The organism is Oscillibacter sp. UBA6647, from assembly GCA_002455655.1.
Lineage (GTDB): Bacteria > Bacillota > Clostridia > Oscillospirales > Oscillospiraceae > Oscillibacter.
The window spans coordinates 1-26,837 of the sequence record DKLF01000044.1 but is presented as its reverse complement, the minus strand read 5'-3'; the positions used below and the strand labels follow the sequence as shown (position 1 = coordinate 26,837).

Annotated in this window: 22 protein-coding genes and 1 pseudogene; 5 read left to right on the top strand and 18 right to left on the bottom strand. The window is 53.4% G+C overall.

Features of this window, described 5'->3' with window-relative positions:
* Positions 1 to 8: 8 nt before the first annotated feature.
* From B2W96_RS03605 to B2W96_RS03525, 17 genes and pseudogenes are all read right to left on the bottom strand, one after another.
* Entirely contained in the window at positions 9 to 1,793 is a 1,785-nt protein-coding gene (locus B2W96_RS03605) for a thiamine pyrophosphate-binding protein (protein ID WP_293008635.1), read from the bottom strand.
* A gap of 35 nt (positions 1,794 to 1,828) precedes the next feature.
* Entirely contained in the window at positions 1,829 to 2,806 is a 978-nt protein-coding gene (locus tag B2W96_RS03600; protein WP_293008633.1) for an NAD-dependent 4,6-dehydratase LegB, read from the bottom strand.
* Between the two features lie 12 nt (positions 2,807 to 2,818).
* Entirely contained in the window at positions 2,819 to 4,153 is a 1,335-nt protein-coding gene (gene rfbH / locus B2W96_RS03595; RefSeq protein ID WP_293008631.1) for a lipopolysaccharide biosynthesis protein RfbH, read from the bottom strand.
* Positions 4,143 to 5,387: a lipopolysaccharide biosynthesis protein gene (locus tag B2W96_RS03590; RefSeq protein ID WP_293008629.1), complete on the bottom strand. Its 1,245-nt coding sequence runs from the start codon at positions 5,385 to 5,387 to the stop codon at positions 4,143 to 4,145. Before B2W96_RS03590 ends, rfbH begins: the two co-directional genes overlap by 11 nt.
* Before the next feature lie 12 nt (positions 5,388 to 5,399).
* Positions 5,400 to 6,422: a glycosyltransferase family 2 protein gene (locus B2W96_RS03585; RefSeq protein WP_293008627.1), complete on the bottom strand. Its 1,023-nt coding sequence runs from the start codon at positions 6,420 to 6,422 to the stop codon at positions 5,400 to 5,402.
* Between the two features lie 2 nt (positions 6,423 to 6,424).
* A complete protein-coding gene (rfbC, locus tag B2W96_RS03580) occupies positions 6,425 to 6,985 on the bottom strand; it encodes a dTDP-4-dehydrorhamnose 3,5-epimerase (RefSeq protein WP_293008625.1) in 561 nt (186 codons plus the stop codon).
* A 13-nt stretch (positions 6,986 to 6,998) separates the two neighbouring features.
* Positions 6,999 to 7,916: an NAD-dependent epimerase/dehydratase family protein gene (locus B2W96_RS03575; protein WP_293008623.1), complete on the bottom strand. Its 918-nt coding sequence runs from the start codon at positions 7,914 to 7,916 to the stop codon at positions 6,999 to 7,001.
* Positions 7,917 to 7,931: 15 nt separating this feature from the next.
* On the bottom strand, positions 7,932 to 8,981 hold the full coding sequence (gene rfbG, locus B2W96_RS03570) for a CDP-glucose 4,6-dehydratase (RefSeq protein WP_293008621.1): 1,050 nt from the start codon (positions 8,979 to 8,981) through the stop codon (positions 7,932 to 7,934).
* Positions 8,981 to 9,751: a glucose-1-phosphate cytidylyltransferase gene (rfbF, locus tag B2W96_RS03565; RefSeq protein ID WP_293008619.1), complete on the bottom strand. Its 771-nt coding sequence runs from the start codon at positions 9,749 to 9,751 to the stop codon at positions 8,981 to 8,983. The genes rfbG and rfbF overlap by 1 nt, the downstream gene beginning before the upstream one ends.
* 5 nt (positions 9,752 to 9,756) lie before the next feature.
* On the bottom strand, positions 9,757 to 11,952 hold the full coding sequence (locus tag B2W96_RS03560) for a glycosyltransferase family 39 protein (protein WP_293008617.1): 2,196 nt from the start codon (positions 11,950 to 11,952) through the stop codon (positions 9,757 to 9,759).
* 18 nt (positions 11,953 to 11,970) lie between these two features.
* Entirely contained in the window at positions 11,971 to 12,429 is a 459-nt protein-coding gene (locus tag B2W96_RS03555) for a YhcH/YjgK/YiaL family protein (RefSeq protein WP_293008615.1), read from the bottom strand.
* Between the two features lie 12 nt (positions 12,430 to 12,441).
* Complete coding sequence (locus B2W96_RS03550; RefSeq protein WP_293008613.1) at positions 12,442 to 13,146, bottom strand: hypothetical protein; 705 nt, start codon at positions 13,144 to 13,146, stop codon at positions 12,442 to 12,444.
* 12 nt (positions 13,147 to 13,158) lie between these two features.
* Positions 13,159 to 14,133: a glycosyltransferase family 2 protein gene (locus B2W96_RS03545; RefSeq protein ID WP_293008612.1), complete on the bottom strand. Its 975-nt coding sequence runs from the start codon at positions 14,131 to 14,133 to the stop codon at positions 13,159 to 13,161.
* 16 nt (positions 14,134 to 14,149) lie between these two features.
* A complete protein-coding gene (locus B2W96_RS03540; protein ID WP_293008697.1) occupies positions 14,150 to 17,059 on the bottom strand; it encodes an oligosaccharide flippase family protein in 2,910 nt (969 codons plus the stop codon).
* Positions 17,060 to 17,126: 67 nt separating this feature from the next.
* The gene (locus B2W96_RS03535; protein WP_293008610.1) at positions 17,127 to 17,969 is read right to left on the bottom strand and encodes a glycosyltransferase; all 843 of its coding nucleotides are present in this window, start codon (positions 17,967 to 17,969) and stop codon (positions 17,127 to 17,129) included.
* 1 nt (position 17,970) lies between these two features.
* The gene (locus tag B2W96_RS03530; protein WP_293008608.1) at positions 17,971 to 18,972 is read right to left on the bottom strand and encodes a glycosyltransferase family 2 protein; all 1,002 of its coding nucleotides are present in this window, start codon (positions 18,970 to 18,972) and stop codon (positions 17,971 to 17,973) included.
* Between the two features lie 216 nt (positions 18,973 to 19,188).
* Positions 19,189 to 20,165, bottom strand: a pseudogene (locus tag B2W96_RS03525) (IS5 family transposase).
* A 734-nt stretch (positions 20,166 to 20,899) separates the two neighbouring features.
* Between B2W96_RS03525 and B2W96_RS03520 the strand changes: the two are divergent.
* Positions 20,900 to 22,006 carry an amidoligase family protein gene (locus tag B2W96_RS03520; RefSeq protein ID WP_293008606.1) on the top strand — a complete coding sequence of 369 codons (1,107 nt, stop codon included), beginning with the start codon at positions 20,900 to 20,902 and terminating at the stop codon, positions 22,004 to 22,006.
* 2 nt (positions 22,007 to 22,008) lie between these two features.
* Positions 22,009 to 22,944, top strand: coding sequence for a class II glutamine amidotransferase (locus B2W96_RS03515; protein WP_293008604.1), 936 nt, complete (start codon positions 22,009 to 22,011; stop codon positions 22,942 to 22,944).
* A 108-nt stretch (positions 22,945 to 23,052) separates the two neighbouring features.
* Here B2W96_RS03515 and B2W96_RS03510 read toward each other — a convergent pair whose 3' ends face one another.
* Positions 23,053 to 23,340 carry a helix-turn-helix domain-containing protein gene (locus B2W96_RS03510; protein ID WP_293008602.1) on the bottom strand — a complete coding sequence of 96 codons (288 nt, stop codon included), beginning with the start codon at positions 23,338 to 23,340 and terminating at the stop codon, positions 23,053 to 23,055.
* Positions 23,341 to 23,485: 145 nt separating this feature from the next.
* Here B2W96_RS03510 and B2W96_RS03505 point away from each other — a divergent pair, with 145 nt between their 5' ends.
* From B2W96_RS03505 to B2W96_RS03495, 3 genes are all read left to right on the top strand, one after another.
* The gene (locus tag B2W96_RS03505) at positions 23,486 to 25,801 is read left to right on the top strand and encodes a hypothetical protein (protein ID WP_293008600.1); all 2,316 of its coding nucleotides are present in this window, start codon (positions 23,486 to 23,488) and stop codon (positions 25,799 to 25,801) included.
* A 172-nt stretch (positions 25,802 to 25,973) separates the two neighbouring features.
* Positions 25,974 to 26,351 carry a DUF3846 domain-containing protein gene (locus B2W96_RS03500; RefSeq protein ID WP_293008598.1) on the top strand — a complete coding sequence of 126 codons (378 nt, stop codon included), beginning with the start codon at positions 25,974 to 25,976 and terminating at the stop codon, positions 26,349 to 26,351.
* Between the two features lie 3 nt (positions 26,352 to 26,354).
* On the top strand, positions 26,355 to 26,657 hold the full coding sequence (locus tag B2W96_RS03495) for a DUF6809 family protein (protein ID WP_293008596.1): 303 nt from the start codon (positions 26,355 to 26,357) through the stop codon (positions 26,655 to 26,657).
* The last annotated feature ends 180 nt before the right edge of the window (positions 26,658 to 26,837 follow it).

The window sequence follows — 26,837 nt, the reverse complement described above, 5'->3', positions numbered from 1 at the left end:
CTCGTTTCTTACCAGAGCATCAGGGAGTCGTATTCCGCTTTGTCAATAAAGGGATACATATCCTGCAGGGCCGGCGTTTCAAAGGTGCCGTCCGCCCTTTGCCGGGACATGACCTTGGGACTCACCGGGTCGTCCAGGCGCTGGGAAACCTCCAACAGAGCGTAGCCCTCCGTGGCGTACAGCCACTCCAGCGCCTCCCCCAGTTCTGCATTGGTGCTGCATTTGCGATAGGGGAAACCAAAAACATCGGCAATTTTTTCAAAGGACGGGAAGCTGATGCCGCTCTTGGATGAGCATCCCACCTCCATGCCGTGGAAGAAGTTCTTCGCCGTCTGGCGAATGGCGTTGTACCCATCATTTTCGAAAATTACCAGCTTCACCGGCAGATGATACTGCGCGATGGTTTGCAGCTCCTGCAAATTCATCATCACACTGCCGTCACCCGTGAGACAAGTAATCGGTTGATTTACGGCAATGGCAGCGCCCACGGTCTCCGGCAAATCAGCGCCCATGGATCCGCAGTTGTTATTGGCAACAATCCGCTGATGCTCTTTCAGCACGCCAATCTGCAGCTTGGCGCTGTTGGCGGTGTTGTTGCCCAGAATAGAGATGTTGTCCCCCGGCTCGTACTTCTCGTACTCCTTCCAGAACTGATAGGAGCAGACCCGCTCCTCCGGCTGCACGCCCTCCGCGCCTTCAAACACGGAAAAATGCTCCTTGAGATGACGGCAATAGGCAACCCAGTCCTCTGCCACCGGTACCTTGCAATCCACGGACTGCGCCACGGCAAAGAAGTTCTTCAAATCGCTCTGATAGAGCTTGGACACCCGCACGCCAGGCTTTCTGGACTCGTTGTCGTCAATGTCTACCATGAGGATTTTCGCCTTGGGGGCAAAGTCCGCCTGTGCAAAGCCGGTGGTTTTGAAGCCCAGCGGGCAGCCGAGGCTTACGATCACATCTGCATTTTGCAGAATGAAGTTACCGGGGCGGGGGCCGATGGTGCCGGAGAGTCCGAAATACAGCGGGTATTCCCGATAGCACACATCGCCTGCAATGGCGGCGGCGATGACGGGAACGCCAGTTTCCTTCATAAACTGCCGGAAGGCCGCCAGATTTCCGCTGTTGGCAATGCCGTTGCCTGCCAGAATGCAGGGGCGTTTGGCGCTGCGCAGGGTGGCCAGCAGTTCCACCATCTCCTCCTTGGAAATGGTGAGCAGCACTTCAGTGCAGGGCTGGACGGGATACAGCTCCGACTCCTCCACCAGCGTACTCTGCACGTTCAGCGGCACGTCGATCCACACCGGGCCGCGACGGCCGTTCATGGCCAGATCAATGGCCTTTTGCAATTCACGGCGCACGGAAAGAGGGTCCTGCAGCATCACGGCGTATTTCGTCATGTTCTGCACGGAGTTGACAATATCAAACTCCTGCACGCCCCGATAGCGCAGCTTCAGCTCCGGCACGGAAGCCATGGTGGTCTCATACCGCACCTGCCCGCTGATCACCAGCATGGGCAGACTGTCCTGATAGCAACCCATGACACCGGTGATGGCGTTGGTGCTGCCCGGGCCGCTCGTAACGCAAACCGCCGCCATCTTTCCCGTCACTCTGGCATAGGCTTCGGCGGCCATGGCGCTGGCCTGCTCGTGGTGGTTGAACACCTTTTCAATCTGGTCGTTCAGTCCCAGCGCATTGTCCAGATGCATGGCGCCGCCGCCCACCACGCCAAAACAGGTGGTGATTCCGTTTTCCACCAGGATTTCCATGATGGTATCCGCAACTCTTTTTTTCATAAAGCGTACCCTCTTTTACTTGGTGATCTGTGGTTTTACAGATTATATTGGTCGTATTTATACACGGACAGATTGTTCCGAATGAACTCCACCGTGCGCTGCAGGCCCACCTCAATGGGGGTCTCGGGCTTGAAGCCGGTGAGAGAGTACAGCAGGCTGTTGTCTCCCAGAAGACGGTTGACCTCACTCTTATCCGGGCGGATCCGCTGCTCGTCGCAGACGATCTTTGCCTTGGGGTTGATGAGGTCGATCATGTTTTGCGCCAAGTCCCCGATGGAGATCTCCCGCATGGTGGAGATGTTTACCTCACGGCCGATGGCGGCGTCGCACTTGGCCAGCTCCATAAAGCCCCGGGCGGTGTCCTTGACAAACACGAAGTCCCGGGTGGGGGTCAGGGAGCCAAGCTTGATGTCCTCCACACCGGCAATCAGCTGGGAGATGATGGTGGGGATGACGGCACGGGCAGACTGTCTGGGTCCGTAAGTATTGAACGGTCGCACAATGGTCACCGGGATGTCGAAGCTGCGGTAAAAAGACTCGGCCATGCGGTCGGCGCCGATTTTGGTGGCGGAGTAGGGGGACTGTCCCTGATAGGGGTGCTTTTCGTCAATGGGGACGTACCGGGCGGTGCCGTACACCTCGGAGGTGGAGGTCACCAACACCCGCTTGGTGCCCAACTCTCGGGCGGCATTCAGGACGTTCAGTGTGCCCTTGATGTTGGTGTCCACATAGGCGTCGGGGGCATAGTAGCTGAAGGGAATGGCGATCAGCGCCGCCAGATGGTACACGCAGTCAATGCCCCTCATGACGTGCATGATGAAGTTGGCATCCCGGACGTCACCGGCCACTACTTCAATCTGATCTTTAATCTCCTTGGGCAGACTGTCCAGCCAACCCCAGGAATTGAAGGAATTGTAGTACACAAAGGCACGGACCTCTGCACCGGATTTCACCAGTTCTTCCGTCAGATGGCTTCCGATAAAACCGTCTGCGCCAGTTACCAATACTTTCATAGGGTTTCTCCTTTAGTCACAATTTACAAGGATGACCGCAGCCATCTTGTCAATCATTTCGTCGGTCATACCCGGGTACACCCCCACCCAGAAGGTTTGGGAGGTAATGATGTCGGTGTTTTTCAGCTTGCCCACCACGCGATAGCCCTCGCCGCTTTCCCGCATCTGGTCAAAGCAGGGGTGGCGCAGGAGGTTGCCCGCAAAGAGCATCCGGGTCTGGATGTTGGCGGACTCCAGCGCGATGATCAGCTTCTCTCTTGCCTGAGCGCTTTGGCAGGTGATCAAAAAACCGAACCAGGAGGGCTGGGAGCCGGCGCAGGGCTCCGGCAGGATCAGCTTGTCCGCCGCCGGTGTCAGCACCGCCTTCAGCCGGTCGAAGTTGTGGCGGCGGCGTGCGATGAAGGACGGGAATTTCTCCAACTGGGCGCAGCCGATGGCCGCCTGCAAATCCGTGGCCTTCAGGTTGTAGCCGAAGTGGGAGTAGACATATTTGTGGTCATAGCCCAGCGGCAGCGTGCCGTACTGCTTGTCAAAGCGGTGGCCGCACAGATTGTCGTGGCCGGGGGGGCATACGCAGTCCCGTCCCCAGTCCCGGAAGGAACGAATGATGCGGTTGAGCAGAGGATTGCTGGTGTAGACCGCGCCGCCCTCGCCCATGGTCATGTGATGGGGCGGATAGAAGCTGGAGGTGCCGATGTCGCCCACCGTGCCGGTGTAGCGCTCCTCCCCCTCGTAGAGGTATTTGGAGCCCAGCGCGTCGCAGTTGTCCTCGATCAGCCAGAGTTTGTGCTTGTCGCAAAAATGCTTGACGGCTGTCAGGTCAAAGGGGTTGCCCAGTGTATGGGCAATCATAACCGCCTTGGTTTTGGGGGAAACGGCCTGTTCCAGCAGGGTGACGTCGATGTTGTACTGGGGAATGGTTACATCCACAAACACGGGAATGGCGCCGTATTGAATCATGGGCGCCACGGTGGTAGGAAAGCCTGCCGCTACAGTGATGACCTCATCTCCCCTTTTCACGGCGCGCTCGCCCAGCAACGGCGAGGTCAGCGCCATAAAGGCGTTCAGGTTGGCAGAGGAGCCGGAGTTCACCAGCGCGCAGTACTTCACGCCCAGAAACGCCGCGAAATTCCTCTCAAATTCCTCGGTATAGCGCCCGGAGGTCAGCCAGAATTCCAGCGCGCTGTCTACCAGATTGACCATTTCCGCCTCATCGTAAACCCGGGAGGCGTAGGCGATCCGGTCGCCGTCGTGGTATGTCTTGGGCTGACGATAGGTGCGGCAGTATTCTGCCGTCAGCTCCAGAATTTTTTCTTTTGCCTGTTGTTCAGTCATATCAGCAAACATCGTTATTCTCCTTTTTTGGTAGATTCCATTTTTTTATTTCAATACAAGCCAATATGAACATACATCCAGCTTGAATACACTGAGAAACCGTTAGTGTGTAGCTAATGCCAGCCATGGCAAACTGTTCGATTAAAAATGGCGTGAACAGGTAAGAGGCTCCGCAGCCGATCAGAAGAAGTACCATCAAGGTTTTCATCCTCCTGGTGGCGATAAAAAACGAATTGAGGCACATCACCAGTGCAGAGCACGTGGTGGAAACCACGATACTGGGTAAAATAGCCGCGTGCCGCACAATCTCAGGCGTATACAGAAGGGACAACGCCCAATCCCCCATCCAAAGGCTCAGCAGATAGCATATCCCACCGAAAACAATGGTGAATCCGACCGTGCCAACCAGCAATTGATAGCCCCGCTTTTGCTGTTGTTGAATCTGATATTCGGCGTATCTTGGCAGAAAAGGCATCATTGCGCAGGACACAAAGGTGGATATCACAACGGTTGGAGCTGAGATGGAAGAATAATACCCAAATAGCTCCGAACCGAAATGCGCCTCGTAATAAACGCGGGGGATGGCGATCAAAACAGGCGTCACCAGATGAACAGCCATCAGTAAGAGCGTTGCGGACAGGAGTTTCCATATCTGAGAGGAATCCCTGCTCAAAAAGGAATCCACCAGCCGTCTGCTATGCCGAAGATCATAAAAAGCATAGATTGCACCGGCCCCAAGTGTCATCACCAGCAGGGTGATGAGGAGATTTCCAGCGAAATAAAGAACCAAAGAAAACAGCAGGATGGACACGATCCCCTTGGCTGTCAACGACCAGAAAATATAATTAAAGTGATTGTACTTCTGAAAAAAGCCATAGCTGACGTCCGAAAAGGCCTCCACCGTTTTGAACAGCATATAGAGCAGAACCACGCCGATTTGATATCCGGAGTATCCGCTGAGACAGCAGTACAGGAAGCACAGCGCCATACCAACTGCGGCCGTGATGATGCGAGAGGAAAAATACACCTGATCGCTGAACTCTCCGGTCACATCGGACACTTGAAAGGACCGCATTCCAAACATGGAGATGCAGTAAAACACGGCGGTGATGGTCATGGCCAGCGAAAACACGCCGGCGGCTTCAAAATTCGCCAGCCGGACCACCACCACGGTCATCAGCCATGTGGCGGCCAGATAAATGATGTTTCCGCCTGTATTCCAAAAAACTTCCTTTATTTTCTGCATTGTTTTTCCGCCTTAAGAATGAACATAGGTTACTTTGGAGAGCAGACTGTATCCAAACAGCAGGGGTTTTAATAGGTGCATCCGCTCCGCTGTACGAAGAAGGTTCACCAATTTTTTTCCACTGGGACGGTCGCCAACATTGTGGATGTATTCCTTGCTCGGCACAGTCAAATGGGCTGGAAAAGATTTCCGTAAAAGCCCTTTCGCCTCCGAAAAGGCGGCTACAATTTCTTTGAAACTGGAATAGCGATAATTGTGCAGGAGATAGAAGTAATATTGTTTAATAATCAGATACTGCAAGGCCAGCCTGTCCTCCTCCAGAGGGAGGCGGTCATGCAAGGGCTTGAGAAGATCAATGGTATCCCGCACCATGGTCACCCCTGTCCAAGGGCGGTTTTTATTTTTTGCCCCCGAAGTGGAATTCTGGTTGACATAGTAATAATAGATGGGCTTTCGTATATAGGCGGCGCCTGTGGAAAATTCATTGTAGAAGGAATTAAAATCGATGTCATCTAAGTATCCCGGATGAAAGACCAGACCATGGTCTTGGATAATATCCCTGCGAAAAAGAACTGCCTGCAAATTAACCACTAACCACAGACACTGATTGTCTACAAAATTGACTGTGCGGAGCACTTCCCCTTGCTCGTTAATTTCTGTAAAAGCGCCCATTACCTTATCGATACCTGGTTTTTTTGCTTCTGCCGTCAAAAGCTCCAGACAGTCGGGAGCCATCCAATCATCTGCATCATTAAAGAGGACATACTCACCGGAAACGGCGGCAAGCCCTGCCATTCTGCCGGGCTGCAGCCCCTGATTGATCTCCACTTTTTCAAGACGATACTGCAATTCAGGATGCTGTTCCATAAAAGCAGAAAAAAGCTCACCGGTGGAATCTGTGGCGCCGTTGTTTACAAAAACAATTTCAAAATCTCGATAGGTCTGCTCGGCTAACGCATCCAAAGTCCTCTGAAGCGTCTTTTCTGCCTGGTATGCTACGATCACCACAGAAACAAAAGGCGTATTCCTTTCCAAGGTTATAGTCCTCCAAATTCTCGTTGAAATTGCTCAAAGCTCATGTTTTTCATGTCTTTCTCTGAAACAATCAAGTTTTCTCTTGCAACAGGCCACTCGATCCTTAAAGCAAAATCATTCCATAAAATTCCATGGTCATAGGAAGGTTGGTAGTTGGTATTACACTGATAGGAGACCATTGCGTCAGTCAGAGTCAAGTAGCCATGCGCAAATCCTCCGGGGAGTAACAGAGCGGTCAGACCTTCTTCGGACAATTCGATACTTTTCCACTGGCCAAAAGTTTTTGATCCCCGCCTTAAATCCACCACTACATCGAAAATCCTTCCATATAAGACACGGATCAACTTAGCCTGCAACTCGGGCGCAATAAAGTGCATACCGCGGATCACATTTTTTTGAGACTTTGCATAAAAAATCTCTTTTACAGCATGATCGAGGCCGTTTGTCTGGAAGATTGCTTCGGAGTAATCTTTAATAAAATTCCCTCGTTTGTCTTCCAAGCAAAATGGGTGCACTATTTTAATGCCCGAAAATAAACCATCCTCAAATGAAAACCCTTGCATCTCTTATTCTCCTTTAATGGGAAGAAATCCAGTCCATCGTGCGTTGAAGTCCCTCCGCGAAGGAAACCTCGGGACAGAATCCAGTATCGGCTACCAACTGTTTTGTGCTAAATCGCTTCAAAGGCAGGGATATCCCGGTAAATGGAGCCTTGCCAAAAAAAACCTCACTCTGGGGGGCGAAAACTTTTTGGATTTCAAGAACATATTCCTTTAACTTGCGGGCATTTCCACTTCCTAAAGTGTATTCGAAATCTGGTTTCCCCTTTTCTCCTATGGCAACAAATGCCCTTGCCAAATCTGTAATATAAATAAAATCGTAATTTTGCATTCCTGCAGTAAATTGAAGCGGCTCATGTCGAAGAATTTTTCGCAGCGTAGTATTAATAAACCGTGCAGAAACCTCTCCTGCTCCAAAAGCATTTGTGATGATGCCCCAGACCAAATCAATCTGCAGTTCGCTGGCCAAAGCTTTTGCCATTTGATGAGAAACACATTTGGCCGCGCCGTAAATGTTAGCTGCCAATGAAGCAACTCCTTGCAGCTGTGTGGCTTCAATTACTTCAAATTCCATGATGCTTCCTGCCACAACAATCCGGTCACAGCGCATTCTTTTCATGGAGTTCATCAAATCACACAAGTATTCCACATTTTTTAACTGTTTCTTATAGTCCCTGCGGCTATCACCACTGGTTCCGTTCCACGCGAAATGATAGGCTATATCAATATTACGATCAGGTAACAACTCCGGCAGATGCTGATATTGCTCCATCTCGCAGGCAATATACCGTACCGATGGTAAATCGGAAAATAGCTCTTCGGCTTTGGATACATCCCGTACAATCGCCAGAATTCCCATTCCCTTATCCGCTAACAGCCTGACTACGTGGGATCCGACGAAACCAGTTGCTCCGGTCACAAGAACCTTTTTCATAAACTTTGCTCCTTGTCAGTTTTGAAAGCAGGCTTGAATCTGCGCCTCCATCACGGCGGTGTCGGTGGGATTTTCAGCATAGGCCTTCGTCCATTCCACCGTTTTTTCGATGGCCTGCTGAATGTGCCATCGGGGAAGCCAACCCAGCTTCTGCTTGATGAGGGAGCAGTCCAGCTTCAAAAAGCCCGCCTCGTGGGGGCCGCCCACAAACTGATTTACCCAGGTCTGCCCACCGCCCCATGCCTTACAGAAGGCGTCCACCAGCTGCCCGGTGGTCACGCAGTCGCACTCGTCCGGCCCTACATTATAATAACCCTGCAGTTCCTTTTGCTCCCACTGCCTCTGCGCGATCAGAAGATACGCCGACAGCGGCTCCAGCACGTGCTGATAGGGTCTGGTGGAGTGGGGGTTTCGCACGATGACGGGGGCTTTCTCCATCACCGCGCGCACGCAGTCGGGAATAATGCGGTCAGGGGCGAAATCGCCGCCGCCGATGACGTTGCCCGCTCTCGCCGTGGAGACCGCCACATCCATGCCGTCGAAGAAGGACTTCTGATAGCTGTGGGTCACCAATTCGGAGCAGGACTTGCTGTTGGAGTAGGGGTCAAAGCCGTCCAGCTCCTCATTCTCCCGATAGCCCCACGGCCACTCCCGGTTGAGATAGACCTTGTCCGTGGTCACGTTCAGCACGGACTTGACGCAGGGATTCAGCCGCACGCACTCCATCACGTTCACCGTGCCCATTACATTGGTGGCATAGGTGTCCACCGGCGCGCAATAGGATTCCCGTACGATGGGCTGCGCCGCCAGATGAAAGACGATTTCAGGCTGGGCGGCGGCAAACACCTCTTTCAGGTGTGCTAAGTCCCGCACGTCCCCGGTGACAGAGGTAATCTGTGAGGACAGGCCGGCCAGCGAAAAGAGATTGGGCTGCGTGGGTGGTTGCAAAGAATATCCTGAGACCTGCGCCCCGGCCTGAATTAAAATTTTGCACAGCCAGGCGCCCTTGAAGCCGGTGTGGCCGGTGACCAGTACCCGCTTACCCTGATAGAACGATAAATTCATTACCAGTTCCTCCAAGGCGCGTTACCGCTCTCCCACAGCTCCTCCAGCTTTTGCTTATCCCGCTGGGTGTCCATGCACTGCCAGAAGCCGTTGTGGCGGAAGGCCATCAGCTCGCCCTTTTCAGCTGTTGATTCCAGAGGTGCACGCTCAAAGATGGTGCTGTCGCCCTCTATGTAATTAAAAATTTCTGGCTGAACCACCATAAATCCACCGTTGATATAACCCATATCTTCTTGACTCTTTTCGCGGAATGCCTTAATGGTATCTCCCTCCAAGTCTAGCACGCCGAACCGCCCCTCCGGCTGGATGGCGGTCATGGTCACCAGTTTGCCGTGGGATTTGTGGAACTTCACCAGCTTGCCAATGTCCACGTCGCAGACGCCATCGCCGTAGGTCAGCATAAAGGGTTCGTTGCCGATGTAGGGCTGGATGCGCTTGACCCGGCCGCCGGTCATGGTGTTCAATCCCGTGTCTACCACCGTGACCTTCCACGGTTCGGAGATATTGTTGTGGATGGTCATCTCTCCCCCGTTGGAGAAATCAAAGGTGATGTCGCTGCGGTGGAGGTAGTAATCCGCAAAATACTGCTTAATTAGGTGCTGCTTATAGCCCGCGCAGATGACAAATTCATTGTAACCGTAGCTGGAATAGTGCTTCATGATGTGCCACAAAATGGGCTGATCGCCAATTTCGATCATGGGCTTGGGCTTTAGGTGGCTCTCCTCCGAGATGCGCGTTCCAAATCCGCCTGCCAGTAAGACAACTTTCATGATGGTTACCCTCTCTCTTCTTTCGTTCCTGTAATTCCGCCGGAAACGGTTCCCGTTATTTCTCCGTAAACATTTCCATATACGGTACCATACACATTGCCCTCAATGGTTCCGTAGACGTCGCCTCGAATGTCACCGTAAATATCGCCGTAAATATTTTGTTCCACATTGCCATAGATGTTTCCGTGAATGGGCACGTAATACGTGGATGCATTCGCGTCGTATACATCGCCGTAATAATCCGAGTAGTACGCTACGGGAACTTTGGGTGCTTCGCCTTTTCGACTCATCTGCCATTGACTGTATTCGGACATGTATTCTTCCTGATCGATTTCAAACTGCTCCCGATACTCTTGAACCAAATCCTTCTTATATACCAGCTCATAGAGGGCAAAGTCTAATTTAGTATCGCCCACCATTATATTGCGTTCAAAAATATGAATCGGCTTTGCGCTATACTTCCCACTGGCAGACTGCGTTTCTCCCAAATATTCTGATTCTATATAGCTTCGGGCATTTGAAAGGTTTTCATTGGCTTCAAAAATCATCACATCGTCGCTCAACCCATGCTCATCCAAATAGTTTGACAAAGTGGGATTCAGCGCAATGACAGGTTGGATGTCATTATAAAGAGACGCCCAAACCGCATAGCAGCCAAACACATATTTTCCGTCTGCCAGCTCGCCTAAATCGATCATCATTTCCTTGTCTGTATAGGTTGGATGAAGAACAATATATTTTCCGATCAAGGTAATGTTCAACAGGCAATTACTGCATATCAGCGCACACAGAATCACGGCCCCAACATGCTCACCCTGATATACCTTCGTGTTAACTTGACGTAAGCATAGCACAAAAGCTGCGAGAAGAACAGGGAGCAATCCAAATAGAAGAACCGTCGCCTTGGCAAATAGATTGAGCTCGCCATTGACTGGATTGCTGGTGGTAAAAAGGCGTTTATAGACAATCGCTAAAATAAGCAGCGTTGCAAGTAAGGTGTAACAAATCTGAAAGGTTTTGGAAAGAATGGGATGTTTTTCAACAAATATTTCCTTAATTTGTTTCCAATCAGAACTGTATATCCATGCTAGAATCAATAGAAAATACAATGCCGGATATACCACCAAAAATTTGCGTATCACATAGTCCTCAGAAACAACGGTCTGCATCAAAAAGCCAGCAAGGAGACTCATAAGCATTACGGCATTCAGGTCTCTCTTTTTATACCCGACTGCTAAGATACGAGGAAAAGCCAGCAAAAGCACCAAAAGCAACGGCAAATGATAGAGCCCAATGTTGCTGGAAAACATCAATGCAACTCGTTTCATATAAAAAACTGGCGAAAAGAGCTGACTTCCCGTAGAAGTCGCATAGAGACTTTGACCGGCAAAACCACTCACTGTCCGCAGGATGATAGAGAAAACGGATTCTCCCCACACTGCGCGGAACAACACCTCTGATACGCCTAAGCCTATCACGATGCTTAATAAAAAAGCCCCGATTTGCTTCCGAATATTTCGTTGACTTCCGTACCAAGACAAATCAAACAGTAGTGTGATTCCCAGCGCCAAATACAGGAACAGATTGGTCACATACACCTGAAAGATCGAAATTGAGGCAATTAGCATGCACACAAAGTATTTTGGATTCGGCCGATTTTTGAGTTTCACGAAAGCGTATATTACCAAAAGTGCAAATAACATTCTTAGCCCAGTGGGTTCGTTCGTTCTGCTGGCCAGCGTATATTGAAAGCTGGTTGTAAAAATTAGCAGAACAAGCAAAAGAACCCTTCTCCGCTTTGTATCTTCGATTCCATATTGTCTGCAAAGAAGACCGGCGGTCGCACACATCAAAAGCATCGCCAGAAAACTGTAAAGAATGGCAGGCATTCGCAAACCCCAAAAATTATCCCCAAGGAGTTTCATCGATGCAACCGTTACATAATGGTTGATCAAATTCAGCTTTACACTATCGCCTGTATAATAGGAGATCGCTCCCCCTTCTGGATTTTTGGTTCCATAGGTAATCTCATTGATTGCCGTTGTGTTATAAATTCCTTCATCTCCAGGATTATAAAAGGATACGTTGATATCCGGCATGTCGCTGTCAAGGTGAATCAGTCTGCCCGAGAAAACGGCCAGTAAGATTACCATACAAAGAAGGAACCCTTTCTTTGTATCTATCTTGCTCAGAATTTTCATTTTTTTCTCCAAACTCGTTCAGTCAGAAATCTGCACCTTCATCACCATCTTCTGAATGGTTTCGGGTGCATCGGCCGCAATGCCCACCTTGTGGACGTCCTCCGGCTCACAGATTAATATCGCGCCGGGTTTCAGAAAAACCTCCTGCTGCGCCGGACCGTCGAAAAACTGGTAGTCTCCCTCTGGATGGTACTCCTCTTTTGCCGTCATAGCACTCAGGGGAGAAAGCTGCACCCGCTCCTCGCCCTGCAAAACGCAGTGAACATCATAATACGCGCGATGGGCCTCCCAGATCTTCTCCTCGGGATTTGCCGTGGTATACTCCATGCGGTTGATGTAAATTTCATCCCCGCAGACCTCATTCCGGCCTTTTTGCAGCGTTTCCGCATTGCAACGTTGCAGTGCGCAGAGCGCTTGGTACAAGCGCGACGACCTGTCCACCGCTTCCAGCGCCGTTTCTATGGTTTCATACAACATCAGATACACTCCTTATTGAATGGGCATGTTAAAATAGTTCTGCGCCATGCAGGTCGATTTCTTTCGCGGCTTGACCACGACTTCTCCCCGGTCGTTTTTCAGCACCACACAATCGTCCCCGATTGCCTGCTGATTGACCACAGCGTCCACGCCCACTGAAACTCGGTTTCCAATGGGAGAATTGCCAATGATTTTCGCGCCTGCGGCCAAAAACAGACCCTTGCCCAGCTTCAAATCCTCGCCGTTTCCCGATTCGGTTCCCGTGTTAATCGTCACGTTCTGGAAAATCACCAGAAAATCGGAATAGCTGGCATTGCCAATGATCGTCCCCACCGGATGCCCAAAGACAAAGATGTCCGGCAGTCCGCCCTTAAAGGAGTAAAACATCCCGTTGAGGATTTTGTTCAGATTGATCAGCTTACTGCACAACGTCACATTTTCCGAGGTCCGCCAAAGACTGTTGGACAGATAATACAGAAACTGGCTGTACTGATCGGAGTGGAGATGGGAAAACTTTGCCTGCCAACGCCCCTCCGAGATCTGGATGGAATATCCGCGAACGGTGATCTTTTCAAAACAGAACTCCGTTCGATCCAGCGCCAGAGAAAAGGCCGTTTCCACGTCTCCTCCCACAAAATCGTGGCCATCCGGCAAGAACGTATTTAATTGATGGCGAACATACTCCAACAGCTCGTCTTTTTTCAAGGACAATTCCATGTGTTTCCTCCGTCACCGATTGGTAATCAAATCCTGATCCATGGCTTCCTGTTCCTCGTCCATGTTCAGCTTTTCCTTTGCCACCACCAGCGGACGGCGGGTGACCCGATTGAGAATTTCACCGATGTACTCGCCCAGAATGCCGATAAACAGCAGCTGCACCGAACCTAAGAAGAACAATCCGATCACCACCGGGGCCATGCCCATGTCGAAGTTGTACCAGAACGCCAGCTTCATAATGAGGTAGACAAGTCCCACCAGAAAGCTCAGGCCGGCCATGCAGAAGCCAAAAAAGGTAGCAAGCTTCAAGGGCGCGGTGGAGGTGGTAATCATCATTTTGATTGCCATTTGCAGATAGGAGAAGAAGTTGTAGCTGGACTTCCCCGCCCGGCGTTCCGGTTGGACGAAGTCCACAAAGCCCACCTCGTACCCGAAGTCCGCCACCAGATGGCGGAAGCTGGGGAAGGGGTCGTTCAGGGAGCGCATCAGCTCCAAAACTTCTTTGTCATAGAGGCCGAAGCCCGTCACCTGCTCATACTGGGGAACATCGGAAAACCGCTTGATGACCTTATAAAACAGGCCCCGGCACAGCTTCATCACAACGCCCTCCCGGCTGCCAGTCTTTCGGCCCCAGACCACCTTATAGCCGTCCTCCCAGAGGTGAATAAACGTGCGAAGATATTCCGGCGGATCCTGAAAATCGCAGGCCATGCAGATGTTGGCATCTCCCGTACAGTGATAAAAGCCAAAGGCGCCGGAGCGCCCCGGCCCAAAATTTCGGTTGTTCAAAATCACTTTCACATGGGAATCCTTTGCCGCCAGTTCCCGCAGCAGCTCTTCCGTGTCGTCCGTCGAGGCGTTTTCACTAAAGATGTGCTCGTACTCATATTGGGGCATCTGTTCCATCTCGGCCTTGACCGCCTCATAGAGCGCCACCACGTTTGCTTCTTCGTTATAACAAGGCGTAAAAATGCTGATTTTAGCCATACTGTTCGTCTCTTTTCTACTTGGTTTCGTTCCGTTCATATCGGTTCAGGGAAAGGGATTCCCACGTCTGCGTCACTTGATACTCGTTTTCCAGCTCTGCCACCAGTGCTTCGGGCAGATTGCCGTAGCCCGCGTCCACATAGAGTACCTCATAGTCCTCCAGCTCCTGGGGAGACACCGTTTCCGCGTCTAAGGTAAGGGCGGCAGGGGCGGTTCCCCCCTGCTCCAGATAAAACCATGCCCAACCGGGCGTTGAACTTCCCAAACTGCTGACCACCGCCGTGGTGGGCGCATACAGATCGTCCTGCTGCACCAGTACCTCCGCTGCCTCCCGGTGATAGTAAACGCCGAAGGGACTGTCCCTCGACGCGGTTTGCCACAGGCAGAGGGGGATGGTGGCCACCAGAATCATGGCAAACATTCCGTTTTTATACCGGCTCCACCGCGCCATTAACCAGCAGCCGCCCCCCACTGCCAAAAATACGGTGCAGGGAAACAGACCGGTAAAATACCGCTTGACCCACAAGCTGGCCTGCTCGCCGCGGAGCAGACTATAAAGAAACACCGCTGCAATCAACACTGCGCCCAAAAACAGGCACAGCTGCTGCTCCTGCCCGGCGGGAGAGGGGAGCTGCCGTTTTTTCAGCAGCGCACCCACCGCCAAAAGGCAGCCAAGGGCAAACAGGGCACACACCAGCAGGTGATTGCCGCACAAAAAGATCACCAGTTTGGCCACATCCCAGAGGGAGGGCTTGGTCATCCAGTCCGCTGTGGCCGCCATGGCGGACGAGCCCGCCTGGGACAGAAAATACAGACCCCAGGGCAAAAACGCTGCCCCGGCAACCAGATAGGGCAAAAAGGTTTTGGGCGACAGCTTCTTGCGCAGAATCAAACTTCCGTCCCACACGCCCAAGAGCAGACACAGCACCACTCCGAACAGATGGCAGTAAGCAAGGCCAATCAGGGAGAGTGCATAGCCGATGGAAAACCGGTTTCCCTCTTGCCGTCCGTGGAAATACAAAACCAACACGGCAAACAGCAGATAAAAACCATACCCGCGGAACTCGAAGCCGCACTGCTCCATAACCATGCGGGAAAAGCCCAGCAGCACCGCACCCAGAACACCGCCACGAAAGCTGTATCGCCGATGGCACCACAGTGCCATTACCACCATGGCACCGCCCACTGCCAACTGGGGTAACAGCAGCAGCCAGCGCTCGCTCACCGGCACAAGGCGCATCCACAGATTGGCCACCAGTGAGAACAGCGGCGGCGTGGGATCGGCAATTTTCAAAGTGTGCAGCAAGCTCTGAGGCGGAGCGGAATAGCAGATTTGCGCAAATTCATCGTACCAAAAACCGTTGGTGTTTCCGGAACAGACCATCCATAAAACAGCTGCCAGCGCAAGACCGACATAGACCAGCCACTGCCGCTGGGTAGGTGGATTTTGTTGGTTCATGGCGGCCGTCTCCTTAAAAGTCGTTGGTTGATCTGACTGAAGCGGGTCTGTCCGCCGCCAATGCGACGGGACGATGCGGGCGAGTAGCTCCCCGATCAGCGGATCTCGCCGCCACAGGAGTACCGCCAGCCACACCAATCCATACACCCCGGCGCTCAATAGCAGCTGCGCCGGCAGCCAGCTTAGCCGATTGCGGGACAGATACAACAGCGGAATGGGAGCCAGCGCCGCCAGCGCAGGTGTTTTCCACTCGATTCCGCGCAAAAGAGGCGGCAGCTCCCGACGTAAAAACCACATCTCCGTACTAAGAACCGTCATTTCCGCAATTAAGGTGGCTACGGCGGCACCCACCACCGACCACTGGGGAATCAGCACGGCATTGAGCATCAGATTCATCCCGGCACCGGCCAGATAGGCCACCATGGCCTGCTTTTCCCGGTGAGTGGGAGTCAGCATCTGACTGCCAGCCACACCGGAACATCCGATGAGAAACACCGTGGGCAGCAGCACCCGCAGCAGTGTGCCGCTCTGCCCGTCCCGCATGCCGCACACCACTTCCATGCACTCCTCGGCCATGACGCCGAAAAAAGCCAGAATGGGCAGGCAGAGCAGCAGGGTGAACGCAATCGTTTTAGATAGGGCGCGCTGATACGCCGCCTGCTCCTGCTTTGCAATGTAATAGGACAGCTTGGGCAGCAGCACGCCGCTCATGCCCGTGACCAGACAGGAGAGAATCAGCTTGATTTTGATCCCTGCGTCATACAGTCCCACCGCATAGTCGTTTTGCAAAAAGCCCAGCATCACCGTATCCATGCTGGTATAAACGGTAATGGCCATCGCCTGCACAAAAAATACCAGAATCGGCCCCAGATGGGCAAAAGCACCGGAGAGGTTTCCCGGAGATGATAGATATCCGCTGCGGGTCAGACGGAAGAGGTTGATGAAATTGGTGACCACGGTGGCGCCGCACAGCAGCAGCGCATACCACAGATAGTCCTCTCCCCTGCGCACCAAGAGGAAGATCAGAACCGTCATGCCCGCTTTCACCGTCATGGTGCGCAGGGCAATGTAGCCAAATTGTTCCAGCGCGGAAAAGACCCAATCCACCTGAATGGCACTGACCGCAATCAGCACCACCTGAATCAGATAGAGTCGTCCCTCCCCTTGCGCCTGGGGCAGAAACCGAAGGGACAGCAGATACAGCGCCAGCGCCAGTAGCGTGGCGCAGCCCTGCAGTGCCAGCAGCTGCCCAGCGGTGTGGGAGAGCTGGCGGGGGTCATCCCGCACCTTGGCGCATTCCCGGATGCCGTAGACCGGGATGCCCAGAACGGCGAGCATGACGAAAAGGCCGGAAAAGGAGGTGGCAAAGGAAATTTTTCCGATTTCCACCGACCCTAGAATACGAAAGACATATGGGTAACTGAGAAAGGAAAAGAAAGCCCCCGACACCTTCACCAAAACGTGCATACAATAATTAAATTGTGTGGAGTGGGTTTGGTTGTTGTTCATCTGTGTCACGTCGGGAGAGTGAAGTTCACTCCCCTACGTCCTTTCCTTGTGCCATCCGTCGTTTCAGTCGTCCGCGCCGCAGACGGTTCAGTATGCCCACAGGAAGCAGTCCCACCGCCAGCGGCTTAACGACATAGGGCAGCGCGCCGGGCAGCAAACCCAGTCCCCAAAATCCCCGATACCGCACCCTCACCTCGTTCCAGCGGGCGGAGAGGGGGCGCTTTTTCTGCTCGGTGCCTGCCAGAGAATAGCCGAAGAGTGCCTCGCTTACATTGGCGCCCTGAAACCCGGCCTGATAGAGCCGCAGCAGAAGATCGTAATCCTCGCACAAATGGCAGACCGGAGACTCGTCATAGCCCCCCACCTGTTCAAGCGCCGCTCTGCGAAAGAGCAGCGTGGGGTGGATGTAGGGCATGGCGAAGAAAAAATCCCTTGGCGTGGGAAACGCGGGAAAATTGGAGTGTGTCACGCCATCCCCCAGTAAATAGTCCACCTGACAGCCCACAAAAGCAATTTCGGGATGGGACTGCAAAAAGGATATCTGCTGGCGCAGCCGCTGGGGATAGGACAGGTCGTCATCGTCCATCCGGGCGATCCACTGTCCATGCGCCGCTGCAAGGCAGGCGTTCAGCTTTTCCGGCAGCAGCTTCTTTCCCTGTCCTCGCACCAGGCGCAGACGTGAATCCTCCCGGGAATGCTGCTCCAGATACGCTTGCGCCGCCGCAGAGGAACCCTCGTCACAGACAATCAGCTCCAGCTGCGTCCAATCCTGATGAAGGATGGAGACAACGGCCTGCATCAGCGGCTCCAATGAGGGCTTGTGGTAATACACACCCATCAGCACGGAAATCAACGGTTGCTCCTGCATATCAGGCGCCCTCCATCTGCTTCGGCAGGCCCTTTGCTTGCCGCTTCAACCGCTTGAGAAAACACAGTCCCCCTGCAACCAGCCCAACGCCAAAGCACCGGAGAGCAGCTGCTGCCATGCGGTACATTCCGGACGGGGAACGGGACAGATAGGGGACGCAATGTGCCATGGCGCGCTCCCCTTCCTTCCGATCAGCGGGGGACAGCTCGGGCAGCTGCGCAAGAAGCAGCACCAGTTCATGCAGTAGCTTTTCCCGCAGCAGCGTCCCCACCGCGCTCCCATCGGTCAGGTCGTAGGCAGACTGAAATGCAGAGAGAAAGTCCGTCACCCGCTGCAAAGAACGGTTGTGACTCAAACTCCCCCCCTGCTCCACCAGATAGTGATAATAGGGTCGGTGGATAAAGCCCGTGGCTTCCGCCGACAGAATTGCCCTGGTCATAAACAGCAGATCCTCGCCGCAGGACAGCCCTTCCTGAAACAGCAGGGACTGCCCAGCGAGAAATTCCCGCCGGAACGCGCAGCGCCACACATTGGCATAGGTACCCTGCTCCGAAAGATAGGCGCGCAGGGGCTGTTCCCCGTATTGGGGCGCACCGGCGGCAATATTCCTGCTGGCGCGCAAGACATGCCCCCCGGGGGTCATCATATTAAAATCGTTGAACCAGATGTCCGGTGAGGGTTTCCCCTGCCGCACCTGCTGCAAAAAGGCGGAAAAGGCAGCGGTGTCCACCGTGTCATCTCCGTCCACAAAGCAGAGATAGTACCCCCTTGCCTGAGCAATCCCGCGGTTTCTCGCCGCAGAAACACCCCGGTTTTCCTGAACGAACAGGCGGATGTTTGCGTGAGCCTTTTCGTAGGCTGCACACAGCATAGGAGTGTTGTCCGTAGAGCCATCGTCAAGCAGCAAAACTTCGTCCTGCTGCTCCAATGCCGGAAGCAAGCTGTCCAGGCAGCGGCACAAAGTGCGCTCTGCCTGATACAGGGGAAGAATGATACTGAACAATAATGACACTTTCCTCTCTACTCGGTGCTCTTGATTATTCCATTTAGCCATTTTATTTGTTAATAATATCATATTAGCACTATTATGGCAAGGTTTGTGTTTTTGAATAATCTACTATGGCAATGCCGCACAACGGCGTAAAAAATCCACACTGTCAGCGGGTGCGGGCGGACAGTGTGGAAAATCTCTGATATTTACTTGCGGAGGCAACCTAAATCAAGCAACTAGGCAACGCCTGTCAGCCAAAATCAGATTTGCCAACGCAAACATCATATTCAATTTGGAGGTCTGTTTTCGCAGACCTCGATATCGCGTCTTTCGGTAGCGAAGCAATCCTTTCACAACACCAAAGACATGCTCTGCTTTTGCCCAGACGGATGATTTTTTATGCTCTCTGCGCTTAAGCTGGGCCCGCGATTTGGCAGAGCCCTTTTTAATCTGCGAGGGACGTCGATTTATCTTATAGCAAATGTGTTTACCGGAATAGCTCTCCACGATGGCGTCATCACGCTTTTCCGCTCCAAGGTAACCGCTGTCTCGATATACAACTGTTTCTTCTCCGGTCAGCAGCTTGGAAGTCATGGTGACATTATGGACATGGGCGGCTGTCACTTTGAGCGTGTGAACCAGTCCACTATCTTTGTCCACGCCAATATGTGCTTTGTAGCCAAAGTGCCACTCATTACCCTTTTTTACCTGATGCGCCTCGGGGTCCCACTGCTTTTCCTGATTCTCCGTAGAAGGCGGCGCGGCTATGTTTGTGGAGTCCACAATGGTGCCTTTCTTCAAGAGCAGGCCCTTTTGTTGCAAAAGATTTACCACCTGAGCAAATAGCAGCTCCTGCAAACCATTATGCACGAGAATATTCCGAAAGCGGCCCAGCGTACCACCGTCCGGCACCTGATTGCTGGAGTCCACGCCGCAGAAATCCGAAAAGGCACGGCTGTCTACCGCTTCGGCAACCGTTGCTTTATCGGACAAATTATAGAGATTTTGCAGCAGATACAACCGCAGCATCAGTTCCAGTTCATAGGGCTTGTTCCCGCGCTCTCCCTCATAGTAGTACGGCTTGATTATGGGTACCCATTTGCCCACGGAACAATGCGCTCAATCTGCTCAAGAAACTCTCTCTTCTTTGTCCGCACCTGCGCTAATTCATCGTTCAGGCCAGACAGACTCATTTGTTTATCCATAAATTTATTCTATCACATTGTAGCATTTACTGCACTTAATTTTTTGTGCGGTATTGCCCTATATTAATTTTAGTTCATGGCCTATGGCATTTATCGTCTTTCTTTCACATCCAATTTATTTAGTTATTTAAATTCTGAAAACTATCTACTCTTTATGATTTTGAGCAACTCTGCAGTAAAATACTGCATTTCCCTAATTTTCTCCCAATCACTGTCAGCGCCGCCACCACATCCACGCGATACCGCCTGTCCCAGCCCCGGGCGCTGTAGTTCAAAGCCAGCGCACACAGTCGATTCCCAATTTGCACTGCCACAAAATCAGTCTCCGTAGTGCCCTGTAATGCTTGCCCACAAAACTTTCCCATCCCGTCGGGCAGGAAGCATCCACGACAGGTACATAGAATCTGATACAACATCTCGTTTTTCTTTAGCTAAACCTTTTCAGCTATTCGGTCTTGTTCCTCTGGAAAGGTCACCTCCGTAGCAAGTCAAAGATTGACGGATTTCTACGTGATAAACCAGACAGCAAGCAGGTACAAATACATGCTCCTTGTTATCCCCCTCCACGCATTTGTAAAATTGCAGCATTTTCTCCCCTCTCCTCGGCACCCATTCACCTCCAACTTGCCCGCGCTGGAATCCGAATTCCCCGCTTTTCGGGATATATATTATACCAGTAGAGGCCCCGGGATAGCTTCCCGGGGCCTCATTTTGTTATAACGGAGGAAGTTGAAATGATGGAAACCTTTACCTGTGACCACTGCGGCGCGGAATTTCCCATTGGAGCGCAGACCATTTTTGACGAGCAAACACTGTGTGAGACCTGCCTTGAGGAGCTGACCGCCGTCTGCGACCGCTGTGGCGAGCGCATCTGGTCCGACGACAGCGAGGGCGATTCCAACACCATACTCTGTCAGGATTGCTATGATGACTACTACCACCGCTGCGCCGATTGCGGTCGCTTGATCCGGGGCGACGATACGTACTACGTGGACGACGACAGCGACGTCCCCTACTGCGACAACTGCGTCGACCAGCACCGTGGGGGAATCCAGTCCTACTACTACAAGCCCGCTCCCATCTTTTACGGCGAAGGCCCCTGTTATCTGGGCGTGGAGCTGGAGATCGACGACGGCGGCGAACGGGACTCTGTGGCGAAAAAGCTGATGGCCATTGGAAACCGGGACGCGGAGCACATCTACATCAAGCACGACGGCTCTCTGAACGAGGGAATGGAGATCGTGACCCACCCCATGACGCTGGACTATCACAAGACGCGGATGCCGTGGGCCGCCGTAATGGAGGCGGCATTGGCAGAGGGCTATTACAGCCACCGCGCGGAGACCTGCGGCCTGCACGTCCACGTCAACCGCAACAGCTTTGGCGAAACTGAGGAGGCGCAGGAAGCCGCCATCGCCCGCATTCTCTTCTTCGTGGAAAACCACTGGAATGAGCTGCTGCGATTCTCCCGGCGCACGAAACGGCAGCTGGAGAAATGGGCGGCCCGCTATGGACGGAAGGACAGCCCCAAGGAGGTTCTGGACAGCGCGAAAGCCTCCTGCGCCGGGCGCTACGCCTGCGTCAACCTCACCAACGACCGCACCATTGAATTTCGCATTTTCCGCGGAACTCTGAAATACAACACACTGATCGCCACGCTGGAGCTCGTTGCGGAGCTTTGCAGCGTGGCGATTTCCTGTTCAGACGGAGAAATGTCGGAGTTGACTTGGACGGAGTTTGTATCCCATTTATCGCCCCAACGGCACCCAGAGCTAATCCAGTATCTGAAGGAACGGCGGTTGTATGTCAACGAGCCGCTCTCCGCGGCGGAGGAGGTGTGAGTATGTGCTGTCTCTTTGGAATGGTGGACTATGGACACGTCCTGTCGCAAAAACGGAAGCATCAAATTCTGACGACTCTTGCCGCCGAATGCGAGGTCAGAGGAACCGATGCCAGCGGCATTGCCTACAACTCCCGGGGCGTTCTGCACATCTACAAAAGGCCCGTACCCGCCCACCGGCTGGGCATGGCGCTTCCGCCGGATGCGGCGGTGGTGATGGGTCACACGCGGATGACGACGCAGGGAAACGCCAAACGAAATTGCAACAATCACCCGTTTCGGGGCGTGGCGGGACAGATACCCTTTGCGCTGGCGCACAACGGCATTCTCCACAACGACGATGCGCTGAAACGGCAATATCGGCTGCCTGACAGCAAGATTCAGACCGATTCCTACGTGTCCGCGCAGCTGCTGGAGAAAAAGCACGGGCTGGATTGGGACGCGCTGCGCTTCATGGCGGAGCATCTGGAGGGCTCGTTTACCATCACGATTCTGGACGGTTCTGACAATCTTTACTTCATCAAGGGCAACAATCCCCTGTGCCTGCTGGACTTTCCCCGGCTTGGATTCTATCTCTACGCGTCCACCGAGGAAATCCTCCGCCGCGCACTGGATAAGCTGCGATTGGGCCGCGAGAAGCAGGCGCGCGTTCCGGCAGACTGCGGAGAGCTGCTGAAAATCTCCCCAAACGGCGAAATTTCCCGCAGCACGTTCGACGACAGGAATCTGTTTCTGCCGTGGTACGGCGACTTCTGCTCTGACAGGGCGTGTTCGGATGACCGCTCGCGGCTCGTCCCCCGCTGGGACGAGGAGTACCTCGCAGAGCTGCGGGCGGTGGCGTCATCCTTCGGCTACGCCCCAGAGGACATCGACACGCTGCTCCAGCAGGGCTTTTCGCCGGAGGACGTGGAGGACTTTCTGTACTGTGGGGAATGTTGAGAGCATGCAGGCAGTAAGCAGTTCATCCCGATCTCCGAGCCGACAGCAGTGGCAATATCAAGTAAATTGGGGGCGGGTATCACGCAAAAAGGATACCCGCCCAATCGTTTACATTGTTTTCAAAAAGGCGCACAGCGCCGCCTGCTGCTCCTGCGTCAGCTCTGAAACCAGCGCGGTCAATTCACCGCGAACCTCGCTGCCGGTGTAGGAAAAAAAGTCCTGCAAGCTCACATCCAGCACCTTGCACAGATACTCCAAATTCACCACGGTGATTCCCTTTTCTCCCAGCTCCACAGCCCGCACAAAGCTCTGCGAAAGGCCGGATTCGTTTGCAAGCTTGTTGGTCGTGTACCCGCGCTGCTCGCGGAGCTGTGTGATGCGTTCTCCAACTGTCATAAGCCAACCACCTATCTCTTTTGAAATAGGTTAGCAAAATATCGCAATTTTATTTACATTTTTAAATATAAGTTATATATTTAAAAATATATTACATGAAATGGAGGGTGGGTACAGGATCGTTTCCGCGATCAGTACCGGATGAATGGAACTGTCGATCATGCAGAGGGGCTTTTCACCCAGCGCAGAGCGCATCGCGTATAACAGCTGCCGCAAAGAATTTTCCAGTCTGGCCGATCAGGCGGTATCCCGGTTTACGGAGCTTTATCAGAGCAACGCCTCCTTGGAGGATGTCATTCAAAACGCCCCGGAGCAATTTCAGAAAGCGCTGCAGCCGGTGCTGGAGCACTGCGTGGCAATCCTCATGGAGCACGATGTGCTCACGGTGGACACACAGCTTCTGCTGGATACATACGGCGAACAGATAGACGCGTGGTCGCCCTGCTATATGAAAATCCGCGACCAATATGCGGAAATCGTGCTGAGCGAGGAGGACTTGGATCAGTACCGCCGAGAACGCCGCCAGAACCGGGGCAGAGTGATCGGCGGCGGTTTTGGCTTTTCCGGAGCGGTCAAGGGGATGGCGACAGCGGGAGCCATGAATATGGCGCTGGGTGCGGGGCACATGCTGATCAACGGCTTGGGAAAAATCACGTCCAGCATTGCCGCCAGCTCCAAAAAATCAAAGGTCTTCCGCGACCCGGACACACTTGGCACTTTGCAACAGGGCGTTGGCAGAACGGCGTTCACCTGCCACTATGCCCTCATCGCGGCGCTAAAGCAGTTTAGCGGGGACGCGACGGCATCCAACGGGATGGTAACGCCCGAAGCAGCCCGGGCCGCAGCCGCCATGGTGCAGAACGCGCAGAAGGTCGCCGACCCCCAGCGGGCGCTGGACATGCTCATGCAGGCGCTGGAGCTGAATCCCTATCATCCCCAGTGGTACCTTTACATGCTGGAGCGCTTTGGCGATACGGACGGAAATCTAGAGCGGGTGGCGGACTATTTTGGAATGAGCGCCATCCGTGAAAAGAAAGCGGAGCAGCTACACCACTTTGCCGCGTCTCTGTCATTGGAGACGGAGGAACAGGCCGTTCACGCCCAGCGTCAGGTGCGGGAATACAGCCGACAGCTGGGTCTTTGCGAGGAGACGGTGGACATGCGCCGCATCGACGACGCGGTGGCGCAGTTCGACCGGGCATACCGCACGGTGGAGGAGCTGGAATTTACCACCCGTGAGGAAGCGGACAGGGCGCGGGCGGAGCTGAATGAAATTCTCCCCATCATGCAGCAGACCGATTTTGAGCGTCTCGCGTCGGTGCAGTCGGGATGTCGAGCGCTGTCCGGATACCAAACGAAAGTCGGCGCAAAGTATCAGCAGATTCTGCGAGACAGAGAGCGTGAATTGATCGACCAGATGCGGTCAGTCGATCCACTGCTGCCCAATGTCGCGCCCATTCTCTGCGCGAATGTAGACGAGGCCGCCAGAATGCGGCAGGAGGCAGACCGTCTGCACCGCCAGCTGCTGGACTGCCAGCGCGCAGAGGATGAAATGGAGGCCAAATTGCTGGCATTTCAGCAGGAGCTGAAGCAGGTGGACAATCCCATCCGACGGGTTTATCTGACGGAGGTGCAGCAGGAGCTGGCGCAGATTGACCTGTCCTGCCGGACAGCGCTGGGCAGAGAATATCCCACCAGAGACGCAGCCGCAGCGGCGCAGCATACGTATGAGGAAATTCGGGAGGAATTTATCTCGGAAGACCTCCGCAGAAATGCGGACGCGCTCCGGCAGCGAATCCAACAGGGCGATTTTTCGGAGGAGGTCAGGCAGGAGCTGAACGACGAGCTGTTCCAATACGAAAACGCCAAAGAGCTGACGACCGCAAAAACCTTCTCAAACTTCAGTACCGTTGTCATACTCGCCATTATCATTGGGAGCTTCTTCTTCGCGATTGCTGCCACCCCGGAATTTGCCCAAAAGGACGTGGTGGTTTTACACACATCGCTGTTGGTGCAGGGTCGTGAGGTCGTCCCTGAGCTGAGCTTTCTGGACGGCCTAATAAATGGTCTGGCGGTGTTCGGGCGAAGTATCGGGGAGATGTTCACCGTGGGCTTTCACGAGTATATGGCCGGTTTCGACCACGGCTTGGCCGGCAATATTCTCTGGTGCTTCTTCGGGTTCTTCTGGCAGGTATGCAAGCAGATGTTTGTGGTCATCCCCAAATATCTGGTCTCGCTGGTACTGACCTGCACACAGCACGCCAGCGTTGGCTACTACGTGGGCTACGTCATTGGCAGTGCCATCCCGTTCTCTGTCTCTCAACTGAACTTTAACGAGGAAAATTCCGAAGAAAATGTGGAGCGCATCAAAAACTGGACCTTTGGGAAAATTCTGCGCACCATCTTGATTGTGCTGGCGGTAGCGGCAGTGGCGCTATACTTCCTCGTCAACGGCGGCTGATGAAAAAATCCGCTGCACCGAGCAGAGAAGGACGCTCTCTTTCAGCTTTGGCTGCCGCAGCGGGACAGACTCGGATTCCAAATTTCGCACAAAAAGCAATGAACTACTATATATCAACCCGCAGAGCTTTTCAAACGGCTCTGCGGGTTCCTTTTATGCAGGAGGACTGACTATGAAAATACTTTTAATTGAGCCTGAAAAGGCTCCGCGCACGATGGAGCTCGACGGCTCCCTGAAATCCATGCAGGCGCTGGTGGGCGGAACGATTCAGGCAATTTACCCCTTTGCGGAAGAAATTGCGCTGGTCTGCAACGATGACGGCAAGCTGCTGGGTCTGCCCCTGAACCGGGCGCTACGCGAAGACGCCACCGGCGCTGTCTATGAGATTATCGCCGGGACATTCTTCCTCTGCGGTGCTCCGGCGGATGCAGAGAATTTTGTCTCGCTGACCGAGGAGCAGCTGAACGCCTATGCCACACGATTTCAGTTCCCCGAAATATTTCTCCGGCTGAACGGGCAAATCGTCGCGGTGCCGGTCAGGGAGGTGTGAGCTATGCTGGAGGATTTATTTTACGGAAACCTGCATCCCTGTGATCTGGACAGCCGCCGCGACCCGCGCATTCGCCCTTTGATGCAGAATCTGGCGGATGCCGAAGATGCCCTTGGGTCAACGCTGGATGGCACGGGCAAGAAACAGCTGGACGCTTTCGCCAACGCCAATGCAGATTTGAATCTCCTTATGATGAAGCTGGCATTTGAGGACGGCTTTCGCATTGCGGCGGGCCTTGCGGCCGACCTGTATGCCGCGCGGGACCATTCCAATGGGCGGCAGGCTCCCGGGCAAGGCAGGGACTGAGGTTACAGGGCGCAGCAGCAAAAGGCTTGAGGTTGACAATCCGGCAGAGTGCCGATATAATTTAAATGACAGGAGGCGATGGTATGCTGGATGAAAAAGATTTGCAGGCAATTACCGAGATCATGGATTCTAAGCTGGCCGCTCAAAAGCAGGAGATTATGGGCGAGGTGCAGGTGCTAA